Genomic DNA, 16,860 nt, shown 5'->3' with positions numbered 1-16,860 from the left:
CGCCACCCGAAGCACCGTCGGCTCGGGCCCGTCGGAGCGGTTGCCCCGCTCGCAACCGGAGAGACGCGATGATCAGATGTGTACGCATTTGGACCGACGAGGCGGGAGACTCGACCTTCGAGGAGGGACGCATCGACCTGCCCAAGGGGGAACGCGGAGACGTCCTGGGAGACCGCATACCCTCAACCTCCGTCTCCTTCCGCGAGACGCAGCCGGGCGGCTCCTTCGAGTGGCACGACGCGCCGATCCGACAGCTGGTCATCACGCTCTCCGGCACGCTGGAGTTCCAGACCAGGACGAGAGGCAGCTTCGTCATCAGGCCCGGCGACGTGCTGCTGGCGGAGGACACCACGGGCAGCGGTCACAGCTGGCGGCTCACGGACGATGCGCCCTGGCGGCGCGCGTACGTCATCCTGTCGGAGGGCGCCGATCCGGGCTTCCTTGCCGACGCTCGTAGCTCGGGAGAGTGAACATGGCAGCGGTCGACCGCCACGTGGACGTGGCAATTGTGGGCGCCGGCATCATGGGCGCGACCGTAGGCACGCTCCTCAAGGAGCTCGATCCGTCGCTCTCCATCGCCGTGTTCGAGCGACTCGAGGACTGCGGGCTCGAGGACTCGCACGGGTGGAACAACGCGGGCACGGGCCACGCCGCGAACTGCGAGCTGAACTACACGCCCGAGAAGGCGGACGGCTCGATCGACATCGCCAAGGCGCTGGAGGTTAACGTCGAGTTCGACCTCTCGCGCCAGCTGTGGACCCACCTGGTCCGCAAGGGCGCGATCGCCGATCCGTCGGACTTCATCCGGTCATGCCCCCACATGAGCTTCGTCGTAGGAGACGAGGACCTGATCTTCCTGCGCAAGCGCCATGCCGCGATGTCCGCGCACCACTGCTTCGAAGGGATGGAGCACACCGAGCACGGCGACGAGATCGCAACTTGGGCTCCGCTCGTGATGGTGGGCCGATCGACCCACGAGCCGGTCGCGGCGACACGCATGATGAGCGGGGCCGATGTGGACTACGGCGCGCTGACGCACCTGCTGATTGCGCATCTCCAGCGCAACGACGACGTCTCGGTACGGTACTGCTGCGAGGTTTCGCACGTCGAGCGGCAGCCGGACGGCCTCTGGCGGCTGCGCGCGACGGACCGGAAGGGCGGCCCCGACGTCTCGGCGACGGCCGGCTTCGTGTTCATCGGCGCAGGCGGCAACGCCCTGTCGCTTCTGCAGAAGGCCGACGTTCCGGAGGCACACGGCTACGGGGGATTCCCGGTGAGCGGCGTCTGGCTACGCTGCGACAACCCGGAGATCGCGAGGCAGCACCACGTCAAGGTCTACGGCAAGGCGGCTCACGGCTCCCCTCCCATGTCGGTGCCGCACCTCGACATGCGGGTCGTCGGCGGACAGCACTCCATCCTCTTCGGCCCCTATGCCGGCTTCTCGAGCAAGTTCTCGAAGGAGGGCTCCTATGTCGATCTCTTCAAGTCGATCCGCATCGGCAACCTTGGGCCGCTGATCGACGTGGGCCTGCACAGCTTCAAGCTCGAGGAGTACCTGGTGGGCCAGGTCGTGCAGACCCCTCACGCGCGCTTCGACACCCTGAAGGCGTTCTTTCCAATGGCCGATCCGGACGACTGGAAGGAGGCGGTAGCCGGCCAGCGCGTCCAGATCATCCGGCCGGACGGTCACGGAGGCGGCACGCTGCAGTTCGGAACCGAGCTCGTCGGCTCCCGCGACAATTCCATCGTCGCGCTTCTCGGGGCGTCCCCCGGCGCCTCGACCGCTGCCTTCATCGCCATCTCGCTCGTGGAGAAGTGCTTCGCGGACAAGCTTACGGAAGACGGCTGGCTGCCGAAGATGAGGGAGGTGATCCCGACCTACGGCATCGACCTGAAGCGAGATGCCGAGGCGTGCCGCGCCACTCGCGCCGACACCGCCCCAGTGCTCGGGCTCCGCTACGTCCACGCCAACTGAGAAGGAGCCGACATGGCCCGCAAGGTCGCCGACCTCATCACCGAGACGCTGCATCGCGCTGGAGTCCGACGGATCTACGGCGTCGTCGGCGACAGCCTCAACGGCATAACCGAGTCGCTGCGGACGCGCGGCGACATCGACTGGGTGCACGTGCGGCACGAGGAGGTCGCCGCCTTCGCCGCGGGGGCCGAGGCGGCTCTCACCGGTGAGCTCGCCGTTTGCGCCGGATCGTGCGGGCCGGGCAACACCCACCTGATCAACGGCCTCTTCGACTGCCAGCGGACCCGCGTTCCCGTGCTGGCGATAGCCGCGCAGATCCCGTCCGCCGAGCTCGGACGGAACTACTTCCAGGAGACCAAGCCGGACAAGCTGTTCCGCGCGTGCAGCGACTATTGCGAGCTCGTAACCCATCCCGAACAGCTGCCAGGCGTCCTCGAGACCGCCATCCGCAGCGCCATCGGCCGTCGAAGCGTCTCCGTCGTCGTCATCCCCGGAGACGTGGCGCTCAAGACCTACAAGGCGACGATGTCCGAGCCGGCCGGGCTTCGCATCTCCGCACCCGTCCAGGTTCCGGATTCGGCCACACTCCACGACCTGGCTCATCGCCTCAACAACGGCCACCGGGTGACGCTGTTCTGCGGCCGCGGCTGCCAAGGCGCGCACGACCAGCTGATGCGGCTGGCCGAGGCGCTGCAGTCACCGATCGTGCATGCGCTGGGCGGCAAGGAGCACGTCGAGTGGGACAACCCCTTCGACGTGGGCATGACCGGCCTGATCGGGTTCAAGTCGGGCTACCAGGCGATGATGGACTGCGACACCCTGCTGATGCTGGGCACGGACTTCCCGTATCGCCAGTTCTTCCCCGAAAAGGCCCAGGTGCTCCAGGTCGACGTCCGACCCGAGAACCTCGGTCGGCGGGCGCCCTTGTCGCTCGGGGTGGTCGGAGACGTCGGCGCGACGATCGAAGCGCTTTTGCCGCTCCTCGATCTCAAGCTCGATCCGACCCACCTCAACCGCTCGAAGGAGAATTACCGGAAAGCGCGGGAGGGCCTCGACGATCTCGCGCAGCCCACACGCGGCGAGCCGATCCATCCGCAGTACCTCACGAAGGTTTTAAGCGACGCGGCATCCGACGACGCCGTCTTCACCTTCGACGTCGGGACGGTGACCGTGTGGGCCGCCCGCTATCTCGCCATGAACGGGCGGCGGCGCATGCTGGGCTCGCTTGCGCACGGCTCCATGGCGAACGCGCTTCCCCAAGCAATCGGCGCACAGGCCGCGTTCCCCGGACGGCAGGTCATCAGCCTGTCGGGAGACGGCGGGTTCTCGATGCTGATGGGGGACTTCCTGACGCTCGCGCAGCAGAGCCTGCCGGTCAAGGTGGTCGTCTACAACAACGGAGCCCTCGGCTTCGTCTCGCTCGAAATGAAGGGCGGCGGCTTCCTCGACTTCGGCACCGACCTGCACAACCCGGACTTCGCGCAGATGGCCGCATCGATGGGCATCCACGCCGCACGCGTGGACGATCCCGCCAAGCTGGAGGACGCCGTCCACGACTTCCTCTTCCATCCCGGCCCCGCGCTTCTCGACGTGGTGACGAACCGGCAGGAGCTCTCCATGCCTCCGGTCGTCACGACGGACGAGGTCGCCGGCTTCGGTCTGTGGGGGCTCCGCGCCGTCATGAACGGTCGGGGAGACGAGATCATCGACCTGCTCAAGGGTGGGAACGTGATCAAGGCGCTGCTCCGCTAGCCGCATGGCGTCGCTTCGCTTCACCCGGCCGAACTCGGCCAGCCGCCTAGCCGGCTCCTCAACAAACGGAGGCTTCCATGCCGCTGGTGCGAATAGACCTTCTTCGGGACCATCACTCCGGGCACTCGATCTCGGCCATGAGCGACGTCGTCTACGAGGCGCTGCTCGAGGCGGGAGCGCTCGCGAACGACCGCTTCCACGTCATAGCCGAACATGCGGACAACCGGCTAGTGTTCGACAGGAGCTACCTCGGCATCCAGCGCTCGGACTGCTTCGTCCTCGTCCAGATCACCATGAACGCGGGCCGCGAACTGCCGCAGAAGAAGGCGCTCTTCGAAGCCATCGCGCATGGCTTCGAGCTGCGGGCCGGCGTGCCTCGAGAGGACGTCCTCATCAACCTCGTCGAGGTGCCGAAGGAGAACTGGTCCTTCGGCAACGGCGTGGCCCAGTACGCGCCCTAGGCCCCTCCGACTCGCTCCCCTGCCTGCGGAAGCGCGTCGGGACGATCCGATGAGCCTGCCGCACACGATCCTGGCGTCGCTGGCGCCCATCTTCTTCGTCACCGCGCTCGGCTGGCTGGCGGGAAGGCGGAAGTGGGTGCCGGAGGACGCAAGCGCGACGCTCGCGGGTTTCGTCATCCGGTTCGCGCTGCCGCTGTCGCTCTTCCTGGCCGCCGCGTCCGCAGACAGGAGCGCCATCCTGAACGCGCCGTTCGTGCTGACGATCGCAATCGGCCTCATGGGTTCGCTCGGGGCGGGATACCTGTTCGGAAGACTGGCCTATCGGCGCCGGATCGGCGAGGCCGCCGTCCAGGGCGTCTCCACCGCGTTCGCCAACATGGCGTACTGCGGGCCACCGGTCATGCTCGCCGTAGTGGGACCGCAGGGCATGCTGAGCATCGTCATCGGCAACCTCGTCCTGTCGATGCTGATGCTGCCCACGGCGCTGTTCGCGCTCAGCCACGACGGCAGGGGCGAGAACGGCGGCGGCGTGGGAGCGACCCTGCTCGAGGCCGTGGCGCAGCCGCTGGTCGTGCTGCCGGCCGCCGGTCTGGCGCTCGCGGTCCTGGCCGTCCCGGTTCCCGCGATCGTCACGTCGAGCGTCGATCAGATCGGCAAGGCGGCGGGCGGCGTGGCGCTGTTCACGCTTGGTCTGATCCTGTCGAAGATCAAACCGGAGATCGATCTCGAGGTCGCCGGCAACGTCCTGATCAAGAACGTCCTCCAGCCCGCCATCCTGCTCGGCGCCGGACTGGCGCTCGGCCTCCAGGACGGCTGGCTGAAGCAGGCGTTCCTCCTCGGCGTGCTGCCTACGGCGACCGCCGTTCCGACCTTCGCGCTGGCGCACCATGCATACGAGCACGACTCCGCCGAGACGGTGCTCTGGAGCACGCTGGCCGCGATCCTTTCCATCAGCGGCGGCATCGCGATCGCACGCAACCTGTGACCGGTGGGGGCACCAAGCATCCCAGAAGGAGATAGCACATGCACGACACCACGAAGCCCGGGGGCATCAGCCTGCTCACCGACCCCATCCGAAACCGCGGCACCGGTTTCACGCAGGACGAGCGAGCGAGGTTCGGCCTCGAGGGGCTGCTGCCTACCGCCGTCGAGGATCTCCCGACCCAGGTGGAGCGAGTGATGGGCCATCTGGCGGCGAAGCCGACCGACCTCGAGCAGTACATCTACCTGCAGGACCTCTGCGATCGGAACGAGACCCTCTTCTATGCGGTCTTGATGAGCGACCCGGCAAGGTTCGTGCCCATCGTGTACGACCCGACGATCGCCGACGCCTGCCTCACCTACGGACAGATATACCGCCGCCCGCAGGGCATGTACCTAAACAAGGAGATGAAGGGGCGCCTGGCGGAGGTCCTGCGCCACTGGCCGACCCGTGACATACGCTTCATCTGCGTCTCCTCGGGCGGCCGCATCCTAGGCCTGGGGGACATCGGCCAGAACGGCGCTCCGATCCCCATCGGTAAGCTGCAGCTCTACACCGCCTGCGCGGCCGTTCCGCCGGACGGGCTGCTGCCGATCCACTTCGACATCGGCACCACCAACGCCACGCTTCGAGCGGACCCGCTCTACACCGGCCTGCGCGACGAGCCGCCGTCGGACGACGATCTCGACGCCCTCGTCGACGAGTTCATGGAGGCCGCCAACGAGGTCTTCCCGGGCGTGTGCGTCCACTTCGAGGACTGGAAGGGGACCGACGCCATCCGGCTGCTGGCGCGCTACAAGGACAAGTACCTCGTCCTCAACGACGACATCCAGGGCACCGCGAGCGTCACCATCGCGGGCCTGATTACCGCGCTGCAGATCAAGAACGAGAAGCTGGCGGACCAGAAGATCATGTTCGCGGGCGCCGGCTCGGCAGGCATCGGCATCGCGAACATGATCGTCGAGGCCATGCAGGACGAGGGGCTGAGCGAGGACGACGCGCGCTCGCGGATCGCCATGTTCGACGTCAAGGGGCTGCTGGACTCCAAGCGCGGAGATCTCAGTCCGTCCCAGAAGGTCTACGCCAAGGACCTCCCCGCCACGAAGGATCTCGCGGAGGCCGTCAAGTCGTTCAAGCCGACCACGCTCATCGGCGTGAGCACGACGCAGGGCCTGTTCACCGAGGACGTCGTGAAGGGCGTGGCGGCGAACACCGACCGGCCGATCATCTTCCCTTTGTCCAATCCGACGAACAAGGCCGAGTGCACACCGGACCAGGCGTACTCATGGACGGGCGGCAAGGCGCTGTTCGCCGCCGGCGTGCAGTTCCCCGACGTCACGTACGACGGCAAGACCTACCACCCCGGACAGGCGAACAACTTCTACATCTTTCCCGCGTTCGGCCTCGCGATCTTCGCGACTCGGCCCGAGCGCATCGACGACAAGATGTGGATCGCCGCCGCGCGCGGCTCCGCGGATCAGGTCGACCAGGCCGCCCGGGACAAGGGAATGCTCTTCCCGCCGCAGAGCAACATCCTCGAGACGGAGGTCACGACGGCGGTCCGCACGGCCGAGCACATCTTCGACCGGGGGCTCGCAACCGTGGACCGGCCGGACGACATCCGCGCCTGGCTCAAGGGCATGACCTACACGCCCTCCTACTGAGAGGTGCTGGCCGCCGGCCCGGCGCCGGCGGCCGTCGACGAAGATCAAGGAGCCGAAGATGAGCGACGGAGACAAGAAGGACCACCCCACCATCAAGGACGTGCCGATCAGCCTGGACGCAAAGGGCGAGCGGGAGGAATTCGACTCCATGGGGAAGGTCAAGGTGCCCGCCGACCGCTACTGGGGTGCGCAGACGCAGCGTTCGCTGCATCACTTCTCGATCGGCGACGACCACATGCCGAAGGCGGTCTACCACGCCTACGGCTACGTCAAGAAGGCGGCGGCGATGGTCAACGCCAAGGCGGGCCGCCTCGAGCAGTGGCGGGCCGACGCCATCGTGAAGGCGGCGGACGAGGTGATCGCGGGCGAGCTCGACGAGAACTTCCCGCTGTTCGTCTGGCAGACGGGATCCGGAACCCAGTCGAACATGAACGTGAACGAGGTCATCTCTAATCGAGCAATCCAGCTGCTCGGCGGAACCCTCGGCACACAGAAGCCCGTCCACCCGAACGATCACGTCAACATGGGCCAGTCGTCCAACGACAGCTTCCCGACCGCCATGCACATCGCGACGGTGCTGGCTCTGTCGGGCCATCTCCTGCCGGCCTTGGATCGCTTCGCCACCGCGATCGAGGCCAAGGCGAACGAGTGGATGGACGTAGTGAAGACCGGGCGCACCCACCTGCAGGACGCGGTGCCGCTCACGGTGGGCCAGGAATGGTCGGGCTATGCCGCGCAGGTGCGGGACGCGATGGAGAACGTCCGCGGCGCCTTGAGCGGGCTGTACCGTCTCGCGTGCGGCGGGACCGCCGTGGGCACCGGGCTCAATGCTCCCAAGGGCTTCTCCCGCGACATAGCGGAGACGATCGCCGACCTGACCGGACACCCTTTCGTGACCGCTCCCAACAAGTTCGCGGCACAGGGGTCGCTGGATCCGATGGTCGCGGCCATGTCGACGGTGCGAGGCGCGGCGGTCGCGCTGATGAAGATAGCCAACGACATGCGCTGGCTCGCCTCCGGACCGCGGTGCGGCCTGGGCGAGCTGCTCCTCCCGCAGAACGAACCCGGCAGTTCGATCATGCCGGGGAAGGTCAACCCGACGCAGTGCGAAGCCATGGTCATGGTCTGCATCCAGATCATCGGCGAGGACAACGCGGTCGCCTTCGCGGGAAGCCAAGGCAACTTCGAGCTGAACGCCATGCGGCCCATCATCATCAACAACGCGCTGCACTCGATCCGCATCCTGGGAGACATGTGCGACAAGATGCGCACCTTCTCCGTGGAAGGCACCGAGCTCAACCGCCAGAGGATCGACGCCACCGTGGGCCAGTCGCTGATGCTGGTGACCGCGCTCTCGCCGGTGATCGGCTACAACAACGCGGCCAGCATCGCCGAAGCCGCCAATGCCGACGGTTCGACGCTCAAGGAGGCCGCGCTCAAGTCGGGAAAGGTCGACGAGAAGACGTTCGACGACGTGGTCGATCCGCAGAAGCTGGTCGGGAGCGGCGTAGCCGGAGCCTGAACCAAGGTAACGCAGTCTGCGACGTCGTCGGAGGAAGCATCGACGCTCCGTGTTCCCATGGACCCGGAGCGTCGAGGTGCCCGACACTTAGCTCGAGCCGACCTTGCCCGTTCATGCGGGCCTAACGCCGAACCGCGCGAAGAACGTTCGACACGACCTGAATGGAGCCTACTCGACATGCAGTGGCGGATCAGATCTCGAGGATCACGGAAGGAGTGGCCTCATCAGCCGCTGCGATCCGATGATCCTCACAACACCAAGGCGAATGACGTCAAGAACGCCGTCGCCGTGCTGATGGCGCTCATCGTGCTCGCGTTCGTGGTGTTCGCATGGTTCTCCACGGCAAGCGAGGGCTGACCAGCCAGACCTCTCCCCGCTTTTCGAGGCAGAGGACAGCTTCGAGCGGGACTCTCGCAATCCGCTCTTTTCGCTGGCTGCGTGGTCCTCGATACGGGTGCAGGAAGCGGAACGGGCGAGACGAAGATCTCCTTTGCCCGGCCTTCCGCGACCATCGGAACTGACCGATAGATCAGCATCGTACTTCTTTTCGAACCAACACCGGAGGTGCACGCATGAACGTCGATCTCACCGGCAAGCTGGCCATCGTCACGGGCTCAACCGCGGGCATCGGCTTCGCCATCGCGGAAGGGCTGGCCGGCGCCGGCGCCACCGTCGTAATCAACGGTCGCACGCAGGCGAAGGTGGATGCCGCCGTCGCCCGCATCGGCGGCAGCGCTCGGGGAGTGGCGGCCGATCTCGGCGACCTCGACGGTCACGACCGGCTCGTCGCCGCCGAGCCTCGGGCTGACATCGTGGTCAGCAATCTTGGCGTGTTCGAGCCCGTCGACTTCTTCGCCGCCGACGATGCGATCTGGGATCGCCACTGGCAGGTCAACGTGATGGCCGGCGTACGACTCGCGAGAGCCTACCTGCCGGGGATGGAGGCGAACGGCTGGGGCCGCTTCCTGCTGCTCGGGTCGGAGTCGGCCTTCAACATACCAGCGGATATGATCCACTACGGAGTCAGCAAGACCGCCGACGTGGCTCTCGCGCGCGGCCTGGCCAAGCGCATGGCGGGAACAGGCGTCACGGTGAACTCGGTTCTGCCCGGTCCGACACTGTCCGAGGGAGTCGAGGTCATGCTGGAGGCCGAGCGCACCTCGACCGGCAAGCCCATCGAGGAGGTCGCCGCCGCCTTCGTGCGGGAGCACCGCTCGAGCTCGCTCATCCGCCGCGCCGCAACCGTGCAGGAGGTCGCGAACATGGTCGTCTATCTCGCCTCCCCACTCGCCTCGGCGACGACGGGCGCCGCGCTGCGGGTGGACGGGGGGGTCATCGACACCTTGATGTGAGCCCGCCTGGCGCAGCGCAGCGACCATGCGTCGCCTCGGAGGCAGTAATCTCCTCCACGCTATGCGACCGCCGCAGTTGAGCGAGCGATCGACCGTGCCCGTTGACGCCGAACGGGTTCGGGTCCGCGCCGAAGGGGGAGCCGGTTCGTGACAGGCCGCCGTCGCCACGGCGCCTGGTCGGCGACTCGCCGCCGCCGCATGCTTCCTGAACGCCGCTAAGCGTACACGGCCGCCGATCTCAGCTCCAACTGTCGCGGAGTTAACCATACGCCAACGAATGTCGGCACAAGGCCGCAGCGATCCCGTCCGGGGGACGAGGAGACCTGAGCGACTAGCGGAGAAGCAGCGTGTTGGAGCCGCAGGAAAGCGAACTGACGCGCCAATCGCATGTGCTGCGGGCGCTCGGGTCGCCGTTCGTCGCCGACGTGCTGGCCGCGGGTGCTCGGCAGCTCCATCATGCGCCTGCCACCGCCGGGATGCTGGCCGACTGGCCCGACGATCCATCGAGCGCAGCGGTGGCGATGCGCTTCAATGCCGCGCTCCACGCCCTCGCCCGCCGCGATACGCCGCCCGTCCTCGGCTCGCTCTATCGCGGCGACCATGGCGACGTCGATCAGGCATTGCGGGAGGCTCTTGCCGGTCACGACGAATTCATCGCGGGCTGGATGCGCGACCCCCCGCAGACCAACGAAGTGGGCCGCGCGGCCGCAATCATGGCCGCGCTCCTGGCAGTGCGCCGCCGATTTCCGCTGCCGGTGGAACTGCTCGAGCTGGGCTCAAGTGCGGGATTGAACCTGAACATGGCGCACTACGCCTATGACCTCGGAGGCGTGACGGCGGGCAAGCTGGACTCGGCGGTACGCATCGTGCCCGAATGGCGGGGAGCCGCTCCTCCGGCCGGTCCGGTCGACGTGCTTGCGGCGCGCGGCGCCGACCTGCAGCCGCTCGACCCGCGCGATCTGGAAACCTGCGAGAGGCTGATGGCCTACGTCTTCGTCGATCAGCCCGCGCGCGCGGCGCGCCTCTCGCAGGCGCTGGCACTCGCGCGGCGCCACCCGCCGGCGATCGCACGCGAGGACGCCGCGACATGGCTGGCCGGGGAACTGGCGGAGCCCGCGGCCGATGGACGCGTGCGCGTCGTCTTCCACTCGATGGTGATGCAGTATGTCGGTTCGGCGGATCGACGCCGCCTGGCGGAGTCCATCGCCGCCGCCGGCGCGATGGCGGACCGGAAGCGACCGCTGGCCTGGATCGGGTTCGAGTGGAACGCGGCGCGCACGAGGGTTGAGCTGCGGCTGACCTGCTGGCCGACCGGCGACGCTCGGCTGCTCGCCATCTGCCATCCCTATGGCGCGTGGGTCCACTGGCTGGCCGAAGACAACGAAGGGTCCAGCCGAACGGCTTAACCTGGGATTGACCCTTCGCAACTAGGTCCGCCCTGATCATCCCCTCGAACCCCCGCTATGCGGCTCCCGACCGAGCGAACGAAAGGCCTTCGATGTTCAAGACCCTGAGCATACCTAGGAAGCTGGGCCTCTCGTTCCTCGTCATCAACGCCTCGGCGGCGATCATGATGGTCGTCTTCTTCGCCAACCTCTGGATGATCCGCTCGGCGACAGCGCACAACAACCAGAGTCAGGAGATCCACGCCAAGGCATTGACGCTGGAGACCTCCGTCCTGCGCGAGAACAGCCAGCTGCGGGGCTACCTCGTCACCGCGGACGCGTCCTATCTGAAGTCGTACGACGAGGCGCGCAAGGAATACGATCGGACATCGGCCGAGCTGGAGGATCTGCTCTCCGAGCCGGCGAAGCGGGCGCTGGTGCTCACCTCGCGCGAGCAGACCGCGACATGGCGCGCGGCGTGGAGCGATCGTCTGGTCGCGATGGTCAAGGCGGGCCAGCGAGAGGCCGCCGAACAGGCCGTGCGCGATGCCGGCAAGAAGGTGCTGACGAGCGCGATCGTCCTGCCGCTGCGCGAGCTGCGCGACCAGGAAAACGCCGCCATGGAGGCGAATGCCGCCAATCAGTCACAAGCCCTGGCCACCGCGACGATCGCGCTGGTGCTGGGCGGCGTCGCCCTCATCGGCATCGCGGTTCTGCTGCAGGTGGCGCTGAGCCGCAGCATCGCACGCCCGATAAGCGCACTCACCAAACGCATGGCCGAACTGGCCGCCGGCAACAACGGCATCGACGTGCCCGATGCCACGCGCATCGACGAGCTGGGCGACATGGCTCGCGCAGTGCTGGTCTTCCGCGACGCCGCTCAGGCGAAGCTCGCCGCGGATCAGGAGCGTGAGCACGCCATGCGCGCGATCGGCGACGGCCTTCGTCGGCTTTCCGAGGCCGATCTTACGGTGCGGCTGACGGCGCTGCCGGGATCCTTTGCGGCGCTGTCGGAGGACTTCAACGGCGCGGTCGCCAAGCTGTCCGACCTGACCTGCAACGTGCGCCGCAGCGTGGACACGATCAAGCGGAACGCCGACGAGATCAGCCGCTCCGCGCGCGACCTGTCGGCACGCAGCGAACAGCACGCGTCGGCGCTGCGCGAGACGGCCGCCACCATGGACGAGATCACGGGCACGGTGCGCGACGGCGCCGCGAACATCGCCCACGCGAGCAAAGCCATGGTGGAGGCGCGCGACGTCGCGCAGCATGGCGGCGAGGTCGTCCGACAGTCGGTCGAAGCGATGGACGGCATCGACAAGGCCAGTCGCGAGATCGCCGACATCATCGGCGTGATCGACGGCATCGCCTTCCAGACCAATCTTCTCGCGCTCAACGCAGGGGTCGAGGCGGCTCGCGCGGGAGAGGCCGGCAAGGGCTTCGCCGTGGTCGCAAGCGAGGTGCGGGCGCTTGCGCTCCGGTCCGCGGAGGCAGCCTCGAACGTCAAGACGCGAATCCTGTCGGCGATCAGCCATGTGCAGTGTGGCGTCGACCTGGTGGACAGGACCGGGCAGGCGCTCGAGCAGATCATCGAGCGCGTCTCCAGCGTCACCGTCATCATGACGACGATCGCGCGCGCGTCGGACCATGAGGCGGAGAGCCTCCGCCAGGTGAACATCGCGGTCAACGAGATGGACGGAGTGACGCAGCATAACGCCGCGATGGTTGAGGAGACGACCGCTGCCGCCAACCTGCTGGCGCGCGAATCCGAGCAGCTGGCCGAAGCGGTGGCCATCTACGCGGTCGACGAGCCGGCCGGCGGCCTGGCGTCGACGCAAACGCCCGCCAGACGCGACAGAGCTCCGATGCGGCACACGTCGGTCCGCAGCGGGCACCGCGTTCCTCGGTCGGCCGGCAACGCCGCGTTGGCTACCAAGGAGGAAGACTGGTCGACGTTCTGACTGGCTGTGGGGTGGGCGACTCGCATGGCGTCGTCGCTCGAGAGACTCGTGGTCGCTGCCGAGACGGATCGGCCGGACGGCGTCAGCTCCGGTAGGAACGTGGCGCCCTCTCTGCCCGAGCCGGCCTAGTCGAAGGACGACGAAACTCGCGGCCTGATGAGGCTTGCGGCGAAATCGGCACCTGCTCTGCAGGCAAATGCCTGCGTTGCCAAAAGCAGGTTATCTCAGCGTGATGATTGAAGCTCTCACTTAAGACCTCTTTCGAGCAAATTCCATCTCTTCCGGCATCACTCCCGCGCTACGCGCCAGTTTGATAATTTTCCCAGAGGCAAGGTCAAAGTAACTTGTATTATCTTATCTGCGTCGCGTGCATAATAGCTTTAATCTCTTGCTAAGACTGTCAAGTATAAGCGTCCCCGCCGCAGTGCCACTCGGGCACAATCTAGGATTCGACATGCAATCCGCTGCCGCAGATTGAAGGGGAAAGAGTAGTGAAGCTGATGAATGCCGCATTCTTTACGCTGCACGCCGGGATTTCGGCGGCGGCCCTGGTAGCCGGGGTGGTCGCACCGGCCTACGCGCAGGAAGTCACGTCAACCTCGAGCAGCGACACCCCTGCGCTGGCCAAGGCGCCGGTAGCCGCCGAGCAGAACGCGCAGGCGCTGGCCCCTTCCGCTCCGCAGGCCGAGCCCACGCAGGGCGCCACGGTCGTCGTGACCGGCACGCTGTTCCGCGACTCGAACGCCACGTCCATCTCCCCGGTCACCGTTCTCAGCTCCGCAACCCTCGAGCGGGCCAACATCACCACGGCGCAGGACGCGATCCGCTCGGTGTCGGCAGACAGCGCCGGCTCGATCTCGACCGGCTTCCGCAACGGCTTCTCGGCGGGAGGCGCCGCCGTGTCGCTGCGCGGCCTCGGCGTGTCCTCGACGGTGGTGCTTATCGACGGGCTGCGCTCGGCCAACTTTCCGCTCAACGACGACGGCCACAACGCCTACGTCGACCTGAACTCGATCCCGTTCAGCACGGTCGATCGCATTGAGGTGCTGAAGGACGGCGCCTCGTCCACCTACGGTGCCGACGCGATCGGCGGCGTGGTCAATCTGATCAGCAAGAAGAACGTTCAAGGGATCCAGGGATCGGTCCAGGGCGGCACCACGGACCAAGCCGACGGCGCGCACTATCGCGCCACGCTGACGGCGGGCGTAGGCGACTACAAGGAGCAGGGCTTCAACTTCTACCTGAACGGCGAGTACACCTACGACGGCTACATCACCAATGCCTCGCGCGGGTACCCCTTCAACACGCTCGACCTACGCGCGAGCGGGCTGACCGATCGCAACCGCAACGACGACTCGCTCACTACGCCCAACCCCCAGGCCGTCGTCACGCGGGTGACGCAGAGCGACCTCAACAACCCTCTCGCCGGTCAGGTCGGCGCGCCGCTGACGAACCAGTATCAGCTGCTCAACCCGAACTCCTGTCCATACGGCACGTTCACGGTGACCAGCGGCTCCGCCCAGGGTACCGGCTGCGCCCACAACATTCCGGAAGAATACTTCATCATCCAGCCGCGCCAGCAGCGCTACTCAACCACCGGTCGCCTCACCGTGCGCCTGAGCGACAACTTCGAAGCGTTCGCCAGCGGCAGCTACTCGCATTCGGAAGTCGGCATCAGGGGCGCGCCGTCCGGCATCCGCCAGACGCAGCCCTTCGGCGGATCGGCAGCGCTCGCTTCGAGCAGCCCGGGCATCGTGCTGCCGGTCTACGTCTGCTCGGCCGGCATCAACTGCGCCACCGCGGCGGACCGCCGCTTGAACCCGAACAATCTGTATGCCGCCGCCAACGCCGCCACCCCGGCGCAGGGAGCCGCGCGCATCTACTATCTCTTTGGCGACATTCCCGCCGGCAGCGACCGCTACGTCGACGTGTTCCGGACCACCGCGGGCATCTCAGGCGATCTCGGCAACGGCTTCAAGTTTCGCCTGAACGGCGTCTATGCGCGCGACAACTTCAGCGTCACCCAGCGCGGCTTCATCAACATCCAAGGCCTGCTGAACGCGATCAACACGGGCGCGTACAACTTCGTCGATCCCAGCCAGAACAGTGCGGCGGTGCGCAACCAGATCTCGCCCGATCGCACCACGCCATCGTATTCGACGGTCGCAACCATCGGCGGGTCGCTCATCAAGTCGTTGATGGAGCTTCCCGGCGGCGATCTCAACATCGGCGCGGGATTCCAGATCCGTCGCGAGACGCTGATGAACCGCAACCAGAACGCGGATCTGAGCTACTATGCGCTCAACACGTCTTCGGCTCAGGGCCGCCAGACCGTGACGGCAGGCTTCTTCGAGATCGACGCGCCCTTCCTGGAGCAGCTCGACCTGAACGTGTCCGGCCGCTACGATCACTATTCGCAGGGATACGGCCACTTCTCGCCGAAGGTCGGGGTGAAGTTCACGCCGACGTCGGCGGTGTCGCTGCGCAGCACCTACTCGCAGGGCTTCCGTGCGCCCACCTTCGCCGAGTACAACCCCGCGAGCAGCTACTCGGGCTTCTCCTCGTTCACCCCGCCGGCGAGCTTCGTCGCCGCGCACCCGGGCAACCCCGCCTATACCGGCACCTACAACATCGGCAGCGGCGCGACGGGCAATCCCGACATCCTGCCCGAGGTTTCGCGCAGCTTCACCGCCGGCGCGATCCTGAAGCCGACGCGCTGGTTCCATCTCACCGCGGACTACTACAACATCAAGAAGTCGAACCTGATCGTCAGCGGTCCGCTGCGCGCGGCGGCCATCGACGCCTACTACAGCAAGGGCAACGCGGCGGATGGGTGCGCGGCTCTGGCGGCAGTCGGCCCGGGCTACCGGTGCAACGTGGTCGATGCGCCCGATCCCGCGAACCCGAATGCGCTCCCTCGCCTGCTCGTGTTCGACGTGCCCTACGTCAACGCCAACTATCAGGTCAGCTCCGGGATCGACGTACAGGCGACCGCCAACGTCCGGCTCGCCCAGGGCGTGCGCCTCATCAGCCGCGCCGACGTCACCCGCGTCCTTCGCCTCGACCTCGTGACCCCGGAAGGCGTGGTCCAGAAGTACGCGGGCACGCTCGGCCCGTACGAGCTGTCGTCAGGCGGAGGGACTCCGCGCATCCGCGGCAACTGGCAGAACACGCTGGAGGCGGGCAATCTCTCGATCACCGCGACGACCTACTATGTGGGTCGCATCAAGCAGGTGGCGGCCGATCGCATAACGCCCGTCAACGGCGAAATCGACTTGTCGTGCAAGAACACGCTCGCGCCGATCGCGGCGGGCAGCGATCCTGGCGATCATTGCTTCGTCCGGTCGTTCGTCTACACGGACCTCAACGTAGCCCTGCACGTGAACGACGCCTTCCGGTTCTTCTTCAACGTCCAGAACCTGACCAACGCGCACGCGCCGCTCGCTTCGGCAGCGTATACCAGCAACCCGAACTATCTCAGCAGCTGGCACTATGCCGGGCTGGTCGGCCGCAACTTCAGCGCGGGTGCGAGCTTCAACTTCTGACGCTCTGGCTCTTAGGCATCAAGGCAGTCTTCGGTTTCTCTTGATGTCTAGGAGCGATTACGGTGCATAATCGCCTGCCGTCCGCTCGCCGTTGTTTCGACGTCAGGCGGCACGGCCTGGCTGGAGCGATCATGCAGAAGCATCAGGTGGAGTGCCTTGGCAGCCTCCTGGTCGGCCGCCGGTCGACCAGGGTGCTCGCACCTCGAAAAACAAGTGACCAAGTCCAGAGCGCGAGGTCAAAGCGAGGCTGTAGTCCGTAGG

At 66.7% G+C, this 16,860-nt stretch carries 12 protein-coding genes; all 12 read left to right on the top strand.

Annotated features, from left to right (window positions below; translation table 11 throughout):
* Positions 1–68: 68 nt before the first annotated feature.
* The 12 genes from FHY05_RS18915 to FHY05_RS18860 all read left to right on the top strand — a co-directional run bounded on the left by FHY05_RS18915 (position 69) and on the right by FHY05_RS18860 (position 16,599).
* On the top strand, positions 69–470 hold the full coding sequence (locus FHY05_RS18915; RefSeq protein WP_183945991.1) for a hypothetical protein: 402 nt from the start codon (positions 69–71) through the stop codon (positions 468–470).
* A gap of 2 nt (positions 471–472) precedes the next feature.
* The gene (gene mqo, locus FHY05_RS18910) at positions 473–1,975 is read left to right on the top strand and encodes a malate dehydrogenase (quinone) (protein WP_183945990.1); all 1,503 of its coding nucleotides are present in this window, start codon (positions 473–475) and stop codon (positions 1,973–1,975) included.
* A 12-nt stretch (positions 1,976–1,987) separates the two neighbouring features.
* Positions 1,988–3,727: a ubiquinone-dependent pyruvate dehydrogenase gene (gene poxB / locus FHY05_RS18905; RefSeq protein WP_183945989.1), complete on the top strand. Its 1,740-nt coding sequence runs from the start codon at positions 1,988–1,990 to the stop codon at positions 3,725–3,727.
* A gap of 137 nt (positions 3,728–3,864) precedes the next feature.
* Positions 3,865–4,188, top strand: coding sequence for a tautomerase family protein (locus tag FHY05_RS18900; RefSeq protein WP_221191313.1), 324 nt, complete (start codon positions 3,865–3,867; stop codon positions 4,186–4,188).
* A 49-nt stretch (positions 4,189–4,237) separates the two neighbouring features.
* Entirely contained in the window at positions 4,238–5,173 is a 936-nt protein-coding gene (locus FHY05_RS18895) for an AEC family transporter (RefSeq protein WP_183945987.1), read from the top strand.
* A 38-nt stretch (positions 5,174–5,211) separates the two neighbouring features.
* Entirely contained in the window at positions 5,212–6,834 is a 1,623-nt protein-coding gene (locus FHY05_RS18890; RefSeq protein WP_183945986.1) for an NAD-dependent malic enzyme, read from the top strand.
* Between the two features lie 58 nt (positions 6,835–6,892).
* Entirely contained in the window at positions 6,893–8,356 is a 1,464-nt protein-coding gene (fumC, locus tag FHY05_RS18885; protein ID WP_183945985.1) for a class II fumarate hydratase, read from the top strand.
* Positions 8,357–8,533: 177 nt separating this feature from the next.
* Entirely contained in the window at positions 8,534–8,713 is a 180-nt protein-coding gene (locus FHY05_RS18880) for a hypothetical protein (protein ID WP_183945984.1), read from the top strand.
* Positions 8,714–8,928: 215 nt separating this feature from the next.
* Positions 8,929–9,708, top strand: coding sequence for an SDR family NAD(P)-dependent oxidoreductase (locus FHY05_RS18875; RefSeq protein WP_183945983.1), 780 nt, complete (start codon positions 8,929–8,931; stop codon positions 9,706–9,708).
* Between the two features lie 347 nt (positions 9,709–10,055).
* On the top strand, positions 10,056–11,114 hold the full coding sequence (locus tag FHY05_RS18870) for a DUF2332 domain-containing protein (protein WP_183945982.1): 1,059 nt from the start codon (positions 10,056–10,058) through the stop codon (positions 11,112–11,114).
* 92 nt (positions 11,115–11,206) lie between these two features.
* Positions 11,207–13,054 carry a methyl-accepting chemotaxis protein gene (locus FHY05_RS18865; protein WP_260181706.1) on the top strand — a complete coding sequence of 616 codons (1,848 nt, stop codon included), beginning with the start codon at positions 11,207–11,209 and terminating at the stop codon, positions 13,052–13,054.
* Between the two features lie 500 nt (positions 13,055–13,554).
* A complete protein-coding gene (locus tag FHY05_RS18860; RefSeq protein ID WP_183945981.1) occupies positions 13,555–16,599 on the top strand; it encodes a TonB-dependent receptor domain-containing protein in 3,045 nt (1,014 codons plus the stop codon).
* The last annotated feature ends 261 nt before the right edge of the window (positions 16,600–16,860 follow it).

The sequence above is a fragment of the Sphingomonas sp. BK580 genome, assembly GCF_014194975.1.
Lineage (GTDB): Bacteria > Pseudomonadota > Alphaproteobacteria > Sphingomonadales > Sphingomonadaceae > Sphingomonas.
This window is presented reverse-complemented; position numbering and strand designations above follow the sequence as displayed.

What these genes read in the sequence shown, in the direction of transcription:
- FHY05_RS18915 (WP_183945991.1), top strand. Translation starts at nt 69, where the DNA reads ATGATCAGATGTGTACGCATTTGGACCGACGAGGCGGGAGACTCGACC.
- mqo (WP_183945990.1), top strand. Translation starts at nt 473, where the DNA reads ATGGCAGCGGTCGACCGCCACGTGGACGTGGCAATTGTGGGCGCCGGC.
- poxB (WP_183945989.1), top strand. Translation starts at nt 1,988, where the DNA reads ATGGCCCGCAAGGTCGCCGACCTCATCACCGAGACGCTGCATCGCGCT.
- FHY05_RS18900 (WP_221191313.1), top strand. Translation starts at nt 3,865, where the DNA reads ATGAGCGACGTCGTCTACGAGGCGCTGCTCGAGGCGGGAGCGCTCGCG.
- FHY05_RS18895 (WP_183945987.1), top strand. Translation starts at nt 4,238, where the DNA reads ATGAGCCTGCCGCACACGATCCTGGCGTCGCTGGCGCCCATCTTCTTC.
- FHY05_RS18890 (WP_183945986.1), top strand. Translation starts at nt 5,212, where the DNA reads ATGCACGACACCACGAAGCCCGGGGGCATCAGCCTGCTCACCGACCCC.
- fumC (WP_183945985.1), top strand. Translation starts at nt 6,893, where the DNA reads ATGAGCGACGGAGACAAGAAGGACCACCCCACCATCAAGGACGTGCCG.
- FHY05_RS18880 (WP_183945984.1), top strand. Translation starts at nt 8,534, where the DNA reads ATGCAGTGGCGGATCAGATCTCGAGGATCACGGAAGGAGTGGCCTCAT.
- FHY05_RS18875 (WP_183945983.1), top strand. Translation starts at nt 8,929, where the DNA reads ATGAACGTCGATCTCACCGGCAAGCTGGCCATCGTCACGGGCTCAACC.
- FHY05_RS18865 (WP_260181706.1), top strand. Translation starts at nt 11,207, where the DNA reads ATGTTCAAGACCCTGAGCATACCTAGGAAGCTGGGCCTCTCGTTCCTC.
- FHY05_RS18860 (WP_183945981.1), top strand. Translation starts at nt 13,555, where the DNA reads ATGAATGCCGCATTCTTTACGCTGCACGCCGGGATTTCGGCGGCGGCC.